We start from the raw sequence: 14,944 nt of genomic DNA on the forward strand, positions 1-14,944 counted from the left end.
ACACCAATGATGCAGCAATATATGGAAACAAAGAAGGATTACCCGGACTGTATTCTTTTTTACCGTCTGGGTGATTTCTATGAAATGTTCTTTGAGGATGCAAAAACCGCCTCAAAAGAGCTGGAAATTACTCTGACAGGGAAAAACTGCGGCCAGGAGGAAAAGGCGCCCATGTGCGGCGTGCCTTATCATTCTGTGGAAAGTTATCTGAACAAGCTGGTTTCCAGAGGATATAAAGTGGCCATCTGCGAGCAGGTGGAAGAACCAAAAATGTCCAGAGGGCTGGTGCGCCGGGAGGTTGTGCGGATTGTGACGCCGGGAACCAATCTGGATACCCAGGCGCTGGATGAAACGAAAAATAATTATATTATGTGCGTGGTATATATGGAGGACCGCTATGGTGTTTCCATTGCGGATGTTACCACCGGTGATTATTATGTAACAGAGGTGGACCAGGAACAGAAGCTGCTGGATGAAATACATAAATTCGTACCCTCGGAAATTATCTGCAACGAGGCCTTTTACATGACAGGGATGGATTTCGAGGACTTAAAACAGAGGCTCGGCATTGCTGTCTACGACCTGGATTCCTGGTATTTCAGTGATGAAACTGCCAGAACCACACTGCTGGAACATTTTAAAATGTCAGATATTCAGGGACTTGGCATTAAAGATTATGAATGGGGAACCATTGCGGCGGGAGCATTGCTGAAATACCTGTACGAAACCCAGAAAAATAGCCTGGCCAACATGACGTCCCTGCAGTTATACATTACCGGAAAATATATGATTATTGACAGTTCCACCAGAAGAAATCTGGAGCTGGTGGAAACATTGCGGGAAAAGCAGAAACGTGGTTCTCTGCTGTGGGTGCTGGACAAAACAAAAACAGCCATGGGAGCCAGAATGCTCCGAAAATATGTGGAACAGCCTCTGATTGACAAACAGGAAATGGAGCGGCGTCTGGATGCGGTGGAAGACTTTAACCGAAATGCCATGGTGCGGGAAGAAATCAGGGAATACCTGAATCCCATTTATGATATGGAGCGGTTAATCAGCCGGGTGACCTATCAGACGGCCAATCCGCGGGACCTGACAGCATTTAAAATTTCACTGGAAATGCTGCCTCATATTCAGGGACTGCTCCGGGAATTTCAGGCGCCTCTGATTCAGGAAATTCGTGGGGAACTGGACAGCCTGGAGGATATCTGCCAGCTGATAGAATCTTCCATTCTGGATGATCCGCCCATTTCCATCCGGGACGGAGGTATCATCAAAGAAGGATATGATGAGGAAATTGACAAACTGCGTCAGGCCAAGACGGAAGGAAAGACCTGGCTTATGGAACTGGAGGCCAGGGAGCGGGAGAAGACAGGGATTCGAAATCTCCGTATCAAATACAATAAAATTTTCGGTTACTATCTGGAAGTTACCAATTCCTATCAGAATCTGGTGCCCGACTATTATACCAGAAAACAGACTCTGGCCAATGCGGAGCGCTATATTACAACGGAACTCAAAGAACTGGAAGATATTATTTTAGGGGCGGAAGATAAGCTGGTGATGCTGGAATACGAAATATTCCGGAACATTCGGGATAAGATTGCCGGAGAGGTACTGCGGATTCAGCAGACTGCCAAAGCTGTGGCAAAAACCGATGTGCTGGCCTCCCTTTCCCTGGTGGCGGAACGGAACCATTACTGTCGTCCCTCCATCAACGAAAATGGTGTGATAGATATCAGAAACGGCCGTCATCCGGTGGTGGAACAGATGATAAACAACGATATGTTTATTGCAAATGATACTTACCTTGATAACAGTAAAAAACGTATTTCCATTATTACCGGCCCAAATATGGCAGGAAAATCTACTTATATGCGTCAGACAGCGCTGATTGTGCTGATGGCCCAGATTGGCAGCTTTGTTCCGGCGGAACATGCCAGAATCGGAATTGTGGACCGGATTTTCACCAGAGTGGGAGCTTCCGACGACCTGGCCAGCGGACAGAGCACCTTTATGGTGGAAATGACAGAAGTGGCCAATATCCTGAGAAATGCCACCAGCAAAAGCCTTCTGGTACTGGACGAAATCGGAAGGGGAACCAGCACCTTTGACGGACTTAGCATTGCCTGGGCGGTGGTGGAGCATATCAGTAATCCAAAACTGCTGGGAGCCAGAACACTGTTTGCCACCCATTATCATGAACTGACAGAACTGGAAGGAAAGCTGAACAATGTAAACAATTACTGTATCGCTGTAAAGGAAAAGGGGGATGATGTGGTATTTCTGCGGAAAATTGTTCCCGGCGGCGCAGATAAAAGTTACGGGATTCAGGTGGCAAAACTGGCCGGTGTGCCGGAAAGCGTGATTGAGCGGGCGAAAGCCATTTCTGAAGAATTAAGCGCCCATGACATTGCAGAGCTGACCGGTTCCATCATTACAGAACGGAACGTACACCGGAAAAAACCGGAAAAACTGGATGAAGTGGATTTGACACAGATGTCTCTCTTTGATACAGTAAAAGACGATGATATTATACAGGAGCTGACAGACCTGGATCTGGGAAATCTGACGCCCATTGACGCTCTGAATAAACTGTATCAGCTTCAGAATAAAATCAGAAACCGCTGGTAGTTTACATAATATTATTATGTAAACTAAAAAAAGAAAAGCAAAGAGAAAAGGAAGAAGCATTATGGCATTGCCTGAAGAAAAAACTGCGCTACATTTGCAGATTATCTCGCAAGTGCAGGGTCTATGCGGCTCCTTTTGCGGTTCGTCTGTTTGCAGGAAAAGAGGACAGGCCGGAAGACGTGAAAACCGTGGTGGAGCCGGATATTACTGTGGTGTGCGACAGGAACCGGCTGTTACGGACAGAATGATGTGGCCAAAGTCAATGTTCTGGACGGTTGCTTTATAGAACTCCATAAAGTATTTGCAGAATCAGATTAGGGTGTCAAAAGCACCTTTGGTGCTACGCACCCTTTTGACACCCTAATCAGAATTATAAACAAAGGAGCGGACATGCCCAAAATAGAAATCTTAGATCAGCAGACCATTGATAAAATTGCAGCCGGAGAAGTGGTGGAACGCCCTTCTTCCGTGGTAAAAGAACTGGTGGAAAATGCCATAGACGCCAAAGCCAGCGCTGTTACCGTGGAAATTAAAGAGGGAGGGATTTCCTTTATCCGCATTACAGATAACGGATGCGGAATTGAAAAGGACCAGGTAAATCTGGCATTTTTGCGCCATTCCACCAGTAAAATCCGGGATGTGGAGGATTTACTTACGGTATCTTCCCTGGGATTCAGGGGAGAGGCATTGTCCAGTATTGCCGCGGTGTCTCAGGTGGAACTGATTACCAAACCCCTTTCCGGTCTGAGCGGCATACGTTATGTGATTGAAGGGGGAAAAGAAAAGTCTCTGGAAGAAATCGGAGCGCCGGAGGGAACCACGTTTCTGGTGCGTAATCTCTTTTACAACACCCCTGCCCGCAGAAAATTCCTGAAAACGCCCCATACGGAAGCCAGCTATATCGGAGATCTGATGGAGCGGCTGGCCCTGTCCCATCCGGAGATTTCTTTTAAGCTGATCGTAAATAATCAGCCGAAACTCCACACCTCCGGCAATTCCAGTCTGAAGGAAATTATTTACCATGTGTACGGACGGGATATTGCCTCTAATCTGATAGAGGTGCACGGAGAAAATGAGCTGATTTCCGTTGACGGATTTATCGGCAAACCGCTGATATCCAGAGGGAACCGGAATTTTGAAAATTATTTTATCAACGGCAGGTATATCAGAAGCAGCCTGATTGCCCGAAGTATTGAGGAAGCCTATCAGTCCTTTGTAATGCAGCATAAATACCCTTTTACCGTCCTTCAGATTTCTGTAAAAGGCAACCTTCTGGACGTAAACGTCCATCCCTCCAAAATGGAACTGCGGTTTCGGGAAGGAGAAGCCATCTTTCGGTTTCTGACAGAACTGCTTCGAAATGCCATCAACCAGAGCGAACTGGTGTATCAGGTAAATCTGGAGCAGGAGCGGGAAGAAAAGGCCCGCCGGGAACAGGAAAAACAAAAATATCTCCAGTCAGGCAGACAGGCGCCGGAACCCTTTGAGACGAAACGCCTGGAAGCGGTGAAGCGTGCCATCCGGAAAGACAGCCCGTATGAGGCCAGATATCAGAACAGGGACAGGCAGATACAGGAAACGGCGCCTGCTGCAGAAGAGCCGAAACAGGTACAGAAGACAGAATCTGCGAAAGAAGAGCCGAAACAGGCACAGAAAGCAGAATCTGCCAGGGAAGAGCCGAAACAGGTACAGAAAACAGAATCTGTGAAAGAACAGCCGGAGCAGGTACAGGAAACCCTGACATTTGCCGCAGGGAAGCCGGAGGAGACCGCAGCATTTCCCCTGAAACAGGAAGAAGAAACAGCCGGGGGACGGAAACTTCTGGATATATCTTCCCGGAAAGAACATAAGATAATCGGGCAGCTTTTTGACACTTACTGGCTGGTGGAGTTTGACAGTCAGCTTTATATTATTGACCAGCATGCCGCCCATGAAAAGGTGCTGTATGAGCGTATGCTGGCCTCTCTGGAAACCAGAGATTTTACCTCTCAGTCTGTCTATCCGCCTGTACTTCTCACACTGAGTATGCAGGAAGAAGGGCTGCTGAAAAAATATCTGAGCTATTTTCAGCAGCTGGGCTATGAAATAGAACATTTCGGCGGAAAGGAATATGCGGTAACTGCTGTTCCGGCCAACCTGTTCAGCCTGAATGGAAAAGAACTGATGATCGAGATTCTGGACAGTCTGGCCGGGTTTCAGGGGAAGGAGACGCCCCGGATGATTACGGAAAAAATAGCTTCCATGTCCTGCAAAGGTGCGGTGAAGGGAAATCAGAAGCTGTCAGAGGAAGAAATGAAAGCATTGATCGGGGAACTGCTGACACTGGAAAATCCATATCACTGTCCCCATGGAAGACCTACGGTGATTTCCATGTCAAAACATGAACTGGAAAAGAAATTTAAGCGGGTGTTGTAATGAAAAAGCCATTGATTATCTTAACAGGTCCCACAGCGGTGGGGAAAACGGAACTTTCCATTGCCCTGGCACAAAAGATTGGCGGCTCTGTAATTTCTGCCGATTCCATGCAGGTATACCGCCGTATGGATATTGGTTCTGCCAAAATCAGAAAAGAAGAAATGCAGGGGATTCCCCATTATCTGGTGGATATTCTGGAACCGGACGAGGAATTTCATGTGGTCCGGTTTCAGGAATATGCCAGACGGTGTATGGAAGAAATTCAGGCAGAGGGAAGGCTGCCCATTGTGGCGGGCGGTACAGGGTTTTATATTCAGGCGCTGCTTTATGATATTGAGTTCAGAGACGAACCGGAGGATAAAAGTTACCGCAGCTGGTTAGAGCAGACAGCCAGAGAGCAGGGGGCCCATGTGCTCCATGAAATGCTGGCGGAAGCAGATCCGGAATCTGCCGAAGCCATTCATGAAAATAATGTAAAACGTGTCATCCGGGCACTGGAATTTTACCATCTGTCCGGGAAAAAAATATCAGAACACAACGAAGAAGAACGCCGGCGAGAATCTCCCTACCAGTTCTGCTATTTCGTTTTAAACGACGACAGGGAAAAACTGTACAGGAGGATTGACCTGCGGGTGGACCGGATGGTGGAAGAAGGACTGGTGGAAGAAGTCCGCAGCCTGAAGCAGATGGGATACAACAGGCGCATGGTGTCCATGCAGGGCCTTGGCTACAAGGAAATCCTGGATTATCTGGAAGGAGGCTGTACTCTGGAGGAAGCCATATACCGGATAAAACGCGATACCCGGCATTTTGCCAAACGCCAGCTTACCTGGTTTCGCCGGGAGCGGGAAGTCACCTGGATTCAGAAACAGGATTTTGACTGTGACAATGATAAAATTTTAACATTTATGACAGAAGAACTGAAAAAGAAACAGATTATTTAAGTGTTCCGGCAGAAAGAGAGGAAGTTATGGAAGCCATCTATCAGAAACTGGGGATTGACGAAAAAGTTTTTCTCTATGGCCAGAAGTTTGAACGGGAATTAAAAGAACGGTTTGAAGAAATTGACAGGACGGCCGAATATAACCAGTTAAAGGTGATTCATGCCATGCAGAGCCACAGAGTAAGCGCAGAATGTTTTATGGGCAGCAGCGGATATGGGTATAATGATATGGGAAGAGATACGCTGGAAGAAGTGTACGCCGCATGTTTTCACGGAGAGGCCGCACTGGTGCGCCCTCAGATTACCTGCGGGACCCATGCGCTGGCCCTTGCCCTTATGTCAAATCTGCGTCCGGGAGATGAAGTTCTCTCTCCGGTGGGAAAGCCTTACGATACCCTGGAGGAAGTAATCGGAATCCGGCCTTCGAAAGGTTCTCTGGCAGAGTACGGAATCACTTACCGGCAGGTGGATTTGCTTTCAGACGGAACTTTTGACCTGGAAGGAATACGGAAAGCCATTCATGAAAGGACAAAACTGATTACCATTCAGCGTTCCAAAGGCTATCAGACCAGGCCCACCCTGTCAGTGGCTCAGATTGGAGAACTGATTGCTTATGTAAAAAAGATAAAGCCGGATGTCATCTGCATGGTAGATAACTGTTACGGAGAGTTTGTGGAACAAAGAGAGCCTCTGGAGGTGGGAGCAGACATGATAGTGGGCTCCCTGATTAAAAATCCGGGAGGAGGCCTTGCGCCCATCGGCGGTTATATTGTGGGAAAAAAAGCATGTGTGGATAACGCCGCTTACCGGCTGACCTCTCCGGGGCTGGGCAAAGAAGTGGGGGCTTCCCTCGGCGTGATTCAGTCTTTTTACCAGGGACTGTTTCTGGCGCCCACAGTGACAGCTTCTGCATTAAAAAGCGCCATTTTTGCCGCAAATATTTACGAAAGCCTGGGATTTCCGGTGATTCCTGACAGCAGGGAAAGCCGCCATGACATTATTCAGGCAGTGACCTTAAAATCTCCGGAAGGGCTGATTGCTTTCTGCAAAGGCATCCAGGCGGCAGCGCCGGTGGACAGCCACGTAACGCCGGAGCCCTGGGTAATGCCAGGCTATGATGATGAAGTGATTATGGCCGCCGGCGCCTTTGTACAGGGTTCTTCCATTGAACTGAGCGCGGACGGGCCCCTCCGGGAACCCTATACCGCCTATTTTCAGGGAGGTCTGACCTGGTATCACGGAAAACTGGGGATTTTAATGTCTCTGCAGAAACTGTATGAAGCCGGACTGGTAATATTATGATATTTTTATGAAGTTTTAACAATATATTAGTATACATGGGTGCCCTTTTGTGCTAAAATAAAATGTAAAACTTTTTCCCCTGTCTGAGAGAGGGAAAGGAAAAGTATGAATACACATATTACCATGAAAGAAATGCCGGAGTCCGAGCAGCCTCTGGAGAAATGTTTCCGTTATGGAGCACAGGTACTGTCTGATGCTGAATTACTGGCAGTGATTTTAAGGAGCGGCACGAAACATATGACCGCGCTGCAGCTTGCCCAGCTTCTTCTGGCACGAAAGGACAGAAATCTTCTGAATCTGAACAGTATGCAGATGGAGGAAATGCAGGAGATTCCAGGAATCGGACAGGTGAAGGCGGCCCAGTTAAAATGTGTGGCCGAACTCGCCGGACGCATTGCAAAGACCAGCAGGATTAAAAATGTGAGGCTGAGTGAGCCTGCCAGCATTGCGGCCTATTACATGGAGCCCCTTCGGCATGAAACAAAAGAAAAACTGTTACTGGCCATGTTTGACGCCAAAAGCAATCTTTTAGGGGATGAGATAATTTCAGTGGGTACCGTGACCTGCTCACTGGCCTCTCCAAGGGAAATTTTTCTGAAAGCGCTGGAGTACCGGGCAGTTCACATTGTACTGCTCCATAACCATCCAAGCGGAGACCCCACTCCGGGGGAGGCCGATGTTAAAGTGACCAGGCGGGTGCAGGACAGCGGAAATCTTCTGGGGATTGCACTTGCGGATCATATTATTATTGGTGATAACAGATATATAAGCCTGAGAGAAAATGGCCTGTTAGGCTGAGGAAAGGAACGTAATTATGTCAGCAAATGTTTATGGAATTGATCTGGGTACTTACAATCTGAAAATATTCTGTAAGGGAACCGGTAAGGTGATCAATGAGAAAAATACCATTGCCATAGTAAACAAGAACCAGCTGTATGCATTTGGAGACGATGCATATGCCATGTATGAGAAAGCGCCGGACTCCATTCAGGTGTCATTTCCGGTAGTAAACGGAGTGATTGCAGATTATAACAATATGCAGACCATGATCGGCGAGGTTCTGGACAAGCATGTGAAAAACCATATCAAAGGAGCAGAATTTATCGTGGCTGTGCCCACAGATATTACGGAAGTGGAGAAAAAAGCCTTTTTTGACCTGTTTTACAAGAGCAGATTCAAGCCCAAGAGCGTGCTTCTCTGCGAAAAACCCATTGCGGACGCAGTGGGACTGGAACTGGACGTAAGTTCTCCCACCGGATTTATGATTGTAAATATCGGTGCGGATACCACAGAGATTTCCGTGATTTCTCTGGGAGGACTGGTACTGAGCGATCTCCTTTTATTTGGCGGAAAGCGAATTGATGAATCCATTATCAACCACCTGAAACGGAATTTCAGCCTGGTGATTGGACAGAAGACAGCCATGTATTTAAAAGAAACCCTGGGCTGCGCCCTGCCGGAAGAAGAGGAGCAGAGTGCGGTAATTGTGGGACGGGACGTGGTGAGCGGACTGCCCATAGAGATGGAAGTATCTTCCTCCGTAGTGTATGAGGCCATTAAGGACAACCTGAATTCCATCTGCAACTCCATCAAAATGATTCTGGAGAAGACGCCGCCGGAACTGGCACGGGACATTATTCATTCCGGTATCTATATTACCGGAGGATCTTCCAAAATCAAACGTCTGGACGAGCTGTTTACTCAGATTACCAATATTCGGGTAAACACCTGTGAACTGCCGGAAGAGAGCGCTGTACGGGGGCTGAACAAGATTGTTTCCGAGGAGAAACTGCGGAAACTGGCATTCAGCATGAAGACCAGAATTTACAAATAAAGGTGTAATTGTTTATGAGACGTAAATCAACAAAACATTCGATACCAACCAAATACACACTTCTGATTCTCACATGCGTCTGTGTTATCGTCATGTTTGTGAGTTTTACCCTGAATCTGTCCGGAGGCCCTCTGAACACAGTGGCGGGATATATATTTGTGCCCATGCAGAAAGGAATCAACTCTGTGGGTACCTGGTTTATGTCCAGAGCGGATGATCTGAAATCCCTGCGGGATGTGATGCAGGAAAACAGGGAACTGCAGGAACAGGTGGATCAGCTCACCCAGGAACTGAATACCATAAAGCTGGAGCAGTATGAGCTGGACAACCTCCGGGAACTGATGGACCTGGATCAGAAGTATCCCAGTTATGAAAAGGTGGCTGCCAGGGTAATTGGAGTTGACGGGGGAAACTGGTTTAATATTTTCCTGATTGACAAGGGAACCAGGGACGGCATTGAAAAGGACATGAATGTGATTGCAGGAAGCGGTCTGGTTGGAATCGTAATTGATACGGGGCCAAATTATGCCAAGGTCCGTTCTGTTATTGACGACGCCAGCAATGTGAGCGGCATGGCTCTGTCAACGGCAGACCGGTGTATCATCAATGGAAATCTGGCTACCATGAATGAAAATCAGGTCATTGAATTTTCGGATTTAAAATGTGAAGACAATGCGGTGGCAATCGGAGAACAGATTGTAACTTCCCACATCAGCGATAAATATCTGGAAGGGATATTGATTGGTTATGTCAGCACCATTGAGCGTGATTCCAATAACCTGACGTATTCCGGTACGATTACGCCGGCCGTGGATTTTCAGCATTTGCAGGAAGTGCTGGTGATTCTGGATAAGAAAAATATCCAAAAAGACCAGGAGGAGTCATAACATGAAGCTGAGACTGAGACGCAAGCTGGTGGTATTTGTAATAATCGGCATATGTTTCCTGCTGCAGTGCACGCTGTTTCAGGCGCTGGCCTTTGCCTCCATTTCGCCCAATCTGCTGATTGTGGTCACTTCCTCCTTTGGTTTTATGCGGGGCCGGAAAGAAGGCATGTGGATTGGCCTGATCTGCGGCCTTTTGCTGGACATATTTTTTGGGAGCGTGATTGGATTTTATGCGCTGATCTATGCATATCTGGGTTACATTAACGGATTTTTCCGCAAAATATTTTTCCCGGACGATATTAAGCTGCCGTTGATTTTGATTTCAATGAGTGACTTTTCCTATAACATACTGGTGTATCTGTTTTTGTTTTTCTTAAGAGGAAAGTTTCGGTTTCCCTATTATCTGATTCATATTATGCTGCCGGAGCTGGTATATACGATTCTGGTAACCATTATTCTCTATTTTGTGATTCTGAAAATAAATCAGAAACTGGAAGTCAGTGAAAGAAGGAGTGCAGGTAAATTTGTTTGAGTTTTTAAAAAAGTTCATGAAAAAATTGATAAATTCCAGATTATTTGTGCTCAGCGTGGTTATGATTGGGCTGTTTGCTGTGCTGTTTCAGCGGATTTTTGTACTTCAGATTATCAACGGAGAGGAATATCTGGACAATTATACCCTGCGCATTCAGAAAGAGCGGATTACTTCCGGAACCAGAGGGAGTATTTTTGACCGCAACGGCAAACTTCTGGCTTACAATGAGCTTTCCTATTCGGTTACCATAGAGGACAATGGAGTTTACAGCACTACCGATGAAAAGAACAGGAAGATGAACGAGGAACTGCATACGGTTATCCATATGATAGAAGATAAGGGGGATACCATTACCAATACCTTCAGTATTCTGAAAAACGACAGAGGAGAATATGAATTTGGACTGACGGGGAAAGCGCTGAAACGTTTTCTTGCAGACGTCTACGGACATACAAAGACAGACGATTTAAAATACAATAAAAAGTTAGGCTATAATGAAGGGTCCGCCACACCGGAGCAGGTAATGGAATACCTGCAGAAGGGATTCGGCATCTATGTGGAGGGCAGGGAATATAAGGATGAAGCGCCGAAGGATACGGTATTTTATGAGGAAGACGATGCATACAAAATTACCCTTCTGCGGTATGCCATTTCTCAGAACAGCTATCAGCGGTATGTTCAGACCACCATTGCTCAGAATGTCAGTGATGAGACCGTTGCCGTCATTAAGGAGAATTCTGAAATTCTTCAGGGAATTGACGTGATGGAAGACAGTATCCGCAAATATGAGGACAGTATTTACTTTTCCCATATTATTGGCTATACCGGTAAAATTTCTCAGGCGGAATACGATGAACTTTCCAAAAAAAGCGATTCCTATACGCCAAATGACGTGATTGGCAAATCCGGTATTGAACAGGTCATGGACCAGGAACTGCAGGGGACAAAGGGAACGGAAAAGTTCTATGCAGACAGTGTGGGCCGGATTACGGAAATGATAGAGAAGATAGACGCTTCTTCCGGAAATGATATTTATCTGTCCATAGACTGGGAGCTGCAGAAAGCAGTTTACGGTATGCTGGAACAGGAACTGGCCGGTATTATTTACGCCAATATTGAAAATATCAAGGAGTATGATACCAGTTCCGGTACAGCTTCTGACATTAAGATACCGATAGATGACGTGTTTTTTGCACTGATTAACAATAATATTATCAATATCGACCATTTAAGTGAAAAAGACGCCAGAGAGACGGAACAGCAGGTGTACAGCGCATTTCTGAACAAACAGAATGCTGTGATTGAAGGCCTGCGCCAGCAGTTTGCATCTGCTTCCCCCATACCTTTCGAGGAACTGGACCGGGAACAGAAGAATTACATGAGTTATATACTCGCCATGCTGGAGGAAGATGATATTTTTCTGTCCGAAGAGGTAGATACGGAGGATGAGGTCTACAAGGGATGGAAGAATGATACGGTCAGTCTCTGTGAATATCTGCGGCGTGCCATTTCCATGAACTGGATTGATATTACGAAATTTGATACGGAGTCCAGGTACTCAGATTCCACGGAAATCTATAATGCTCTTGTAAATTATATTATGGAATCTTTAAAAGAAGACCGGGAATTTAACAAGAAAATATACAAATTTATGATAAATCAGGAATTAATTTCGGGTACACAGATTTGTCTGCTGCTGTTTGAGCAGGGGGTACTGCAGGAGAATGAGGGGGATTTAAGCGGCCTTCAGAACGGCAGTCTCAGCGCCTATAATTTTATACGGGATAAGATTAAAAATCTGGAACTCACACCTGCGCAGCTTGCTCTGGACCCCTGTACTGCCAGCTGTGTCCTGATCAATCCGAAAACGGGAGAGCTTCTGGCCTGTGTGACTTATCCGGGCTATGATACCAACCGGCTTGCCAATACGGTGGATTCGGAATATTTTTCAAGCCTTCAGAGTGATTTGTCCATTCCTCAGTACAATAATGCCACGCAGCAGCAGACAGCGCCGGGGTCTACCTTCAAGCCCATTACTGCAGCGGCAGCGCTGGCGGAGGGGGCGGTCAGCACAGGCGAACAGATTGCTACAAAAGGAGAATACACGGAAATCAATCCTTCTCCAAAATGCTGGATTTATCCGGGAAACACCCACGGTTCCATCAATATTTCCGAGGCAATCCGCGATTCCTGCAACTACTTTTTCTATGAGCTGGGTTATCGTATGAGTTCTGCCGGTGGCACTTACAATGAAAACCGCGGAATTTCCACCATAGAAAAATATGCGGCGCTTTTTGGGCTGGATGAAAATACAGGGATTGAAATACCGGAAAATAAGCCTCATATTGCAGATGAATATCCGATTACTGCGTCTATCGGACAGAGTAATCACAACTTTACCACCACTCAGATTGCCAGATATCTGGCTGCAGTGGCCAGCAGCGGAAATATTTATAAGCTGACCCTTCTGGATAAGGAGACCACTTCAGACGGAACACTGGTGAAAGAATTTAAGCCGGAAATTATACGGAATATTACGGAGGTATCCGCGTCTTCCTGGAGCGCTATCCAGAACGGTATGCGGATGGTAGCGGAAAAAAATGACGTTTTCAAAGATTTCCCCATTGCAGTGGCCGGAAAAACAGGTACTGCCCAGCAGATTGAAACCAGGCCCAATCATGCGCTGTTTATTGGATATGCGCCTTTTGAAAATCCTGAAATCGCCATCACTACAAGGATAGCTTACGGATATTCTTCCGCCAATGCAGTGGAAGTGTCCAGCAATATCCTGAAATATTATTTTAAACTTGCAGATAAAGACACATTGCTGAACGGACAGGCGGAAGACATCGAAAGTACAGCAAACGGATTTGCAGATTAGAGTTTGGAGGGATGAATTTGTCAAAGCCAGTGGTATTGAAGAGTAACAAGTACGGAATCAATCTGATTCTGGATGACAGCATGGATTTTGAGTCGCTGCTGGACTGTATTCGGGAACGGTTTAAAGATTCCGAAGGATTTTTTAAAAATGCCAAAATGGCCATTTCTTTTGAGGGAAGAAAACTGACGCAGGAGGAAGAGTTTCGCATTGTGGAAACCATTACGGATCATACATCCATCAATATTATCTGTATTCTGGACAACGATGCGCTGAAAGAGGAACTGATTCGCCAGAAAATTGAGCGTTTTGAGGATGAACAGGCGGGAAAAACCGGAGAATTTTACAAGGGAACCCTTCGTTCCGGCCAGGTTCTGGACTGTGAGACCAGTATTGTTATCCTTGGGGATATCAATCCGGGGGCAAAAGTGATTTCCAAAGGAAATATTGTGGTGCTGGGGGCGCTGAAAGGCAATGCCTACGCGGGGGCGAACGGCAATGAACAGGCCTTTGTGGCCGCTCTGGATATGGACCCCATTCAGATTAAGATCGGGGATGTAATGGGAAGGAGCGCCGATAAGGTAACCGGAAAAAGACGTCTGAAAAAGCAGAAAGTTGTGTCGGAACCTCAGGTAGCCATCGTAAAAGACGGCAATATCTACATCGAGCCGATTACAAAGGGTCTTTTGAATAATATATAAAAAGCAGGAGGATATAGTAGGATGAGTGAAGTAATTGTTATAACATCAGGCAAGGGCGGAGTTGGAAAAACCACCACTACAGCGAATGTGGGAACAGGTCTGGCACAGCTGGACAAAAAAGTAGTGCTGATTGACACCGATATCGGACTTCGGAATCTGGATGTGGTTATGGGGCTGGAAAACCGCATTGTTTACAATCTGGTGGATGTGGTGGAAGGAAACTGCCGTATGAAGCAGGCTCTGATTAAGGATAAGCGTTATCCCAATCTTTCTCTGCTGCCTTCTGCCCAGACCAGAGACAAATCTGCCGTGTCGCCGGAACAGATGATTAAGCTGATTGAAGAACTGAGAGAGGAATTTGACTATATTCTGCTGGACTGCCCGGCGGGAATTGAACAGGGATTTAAAAATGCCATTGCAGGGGCAGACCGGGCGCTGGTGGTTACCACGCCTGAGGTTTCCGCCATTCGCGATGCAGACCGCATTATCGGCCTTCTGGGAGCCAATGAGGTGAAGAAAACAGAGCTGATTGTCAACCGTCTGCGTATGGATATGGTAAAACGGGGGGATATGATGAATATCAATGATGTGACGGATATCCTCGCCATAGATCTGATTGGCGCAGTGCCGGATGACGAACAGATTGTTATTTCCACAAACCAGGGAGAACCGCTGGTGGGTTCAGACTGTCTGGCAGGAAAAGCATTTGCCAATATCTGCCACAGGATTCTGGGAGAGGAAGTACCATTTCTGGATTTGGAAATTAAATCCAGCGTATGGGGGAAACTGAAAGAAATTTTCAAAAAAAATTAGGAGGA

Annotated in this window: 11 protein-coding genes; all 11 read left to right on the top strand. The window is 46.5% G+C overall.

What is annotated here, in order from left to right; all coding sequences use genetic code 11:
* The first annotated feature begins 6 nt into the window (after positions 1–6).
* Positions 7–2,634: a DNA mismatch repair protein MutS gene (mutS, locus tag C805_RS15620; protein WP_022751175.1), complete on the top strand. Its 2,628-nt coding sequence runs from the start codon at positions 7–9 to the stop codon at positions 2,632–2,634.
* Positions 2,635–3,024: 390 nt separating this feature from the next.
* Positions 3,025–5,049, top strand: coding sequence for a DNA mismatch repair endonuclease MutL (mutL, locus tag C805_RS15630; RefSeq protein ID WP_016214872.1), 2,025 nt, complete (start codon positions 3,025–3,027; stop codon positions 5,047–5,049).
* A complete protein-coding gene (gene miaA, locus C805_RS15635; protein WP_016214873.1) occupies positions 5,049–5,993 on the top strand; it encodes a tRNA (adenosine(37)-N6)-dimethylallyltransferase MiaA in 945 nt (314 codons plus the stop codon). Before mutL ends, miaA begins: the two co-directional genes overlap by 1 nt.
* Positions 5,994–6,019: 26 nt before the next feature.
* A complete protein-coding gene (locus tag C805_RS15640) occupies positions 6,020–7,294 on the top strand; it encodes a methionine gamma-lyase family protein (protein ID WP_016214874.1) in 1,275 nt (424 codons plus the stop codon).
* 105 nt (positions 7,295–7,399) lie between these two features.
* Complete coding sequence (gene radC, locus C805_RS15645) at positions 7,400–8,092, top strand: RadC family protein (protein ID WP_016214875.1); 693 nt, start codon at positions 7,400–7,402, stop codon at positions 8,090–8,092.
* 16 nt (positions 8,093–8,108) lie between these two features.
* On the top strand, positions 8,109–9,128 hold the full coding sequence (locus C805_RS15650; protein WP_016214876.1) for a rod shape-determining protein: 1,020 nt from the start codon (positions 8,109–8,111) through the stop codon (positions 9,126–9,128).
* A gap of 14 nt (positions 9,129–9,142) precedes the next feature.
* Complete coding sequence (gene mreC / locus C805_RS15655) at positions 9,143–10,015, top strand: rod shape-determining protein MreC (protein ID WP_016214877.1); 873 nt, start codon at positions 9,143–9,145, stop codon at positions 10,013–10,015.
* A 1-nt stretch (position 10,016) separates the two neighbouring features.
* The gene (mreD, locus tag C805_RS15660; protein ID WP_016214878.1) at positions 10,017–10,547 is read left to right on the top strand and encodes a rod shape-determining protein MreD; all 531 of its coding nucleotides are present in this window, start codon (positions 10,017–10,019) and stop codon (positions 10,545–10,547) included.
* The gene (locus tag C805_RS15665; protein WP_016214879.1) at positions 10,540–13,428 is read left to right on the top strand and encodes a penicillin-binding transpeptidase domain-containing protein; all 2,889 of its coding nucleotides are present in this window, start codon (positions 10,540–10,542) and stop codon (positions 13,426–13,428) included. Before mreD ends, C805_RS15665 begins: the two co-directional genes overlap by 8 nt.
* A gap of 11 nt (positions 13,429–13,439) precedes the next feature.
* Entirely contained in the window at positions 13,440–14,126 is a 687-nt protein-coding gene (minC, locus tag C805_RS15670) for a septum site-determining protein MinC (protein ID WP_371197632.1), read from the top strand.
* Positions 14,127–14,147: 21 nt separating this feature from the next.
* Positions 14,148–14,939: a septum site-determining protein MinD gene (gene minD / locus C805_RS15675; RefSeq protein ID WP_016214881.1), complete on the top strand. Its 792-nt coding sequence runs from the start codon at positions 14,148–14,150 to the stop codon at positions 14,937–14,939.
* Positions 14,940–14,944: the final 5 nt, after the last annotated feature.

The sequence above is a fragment of the Eubacterium sp. 14-2 genome (assembly GCF_000403845.2).
In the GTDB taxonomy this organism is placed as follows: Bacteria; Bacillota; Clostridia; order Lachnospirales; family Lachnospiraceae; genus Petralouisia.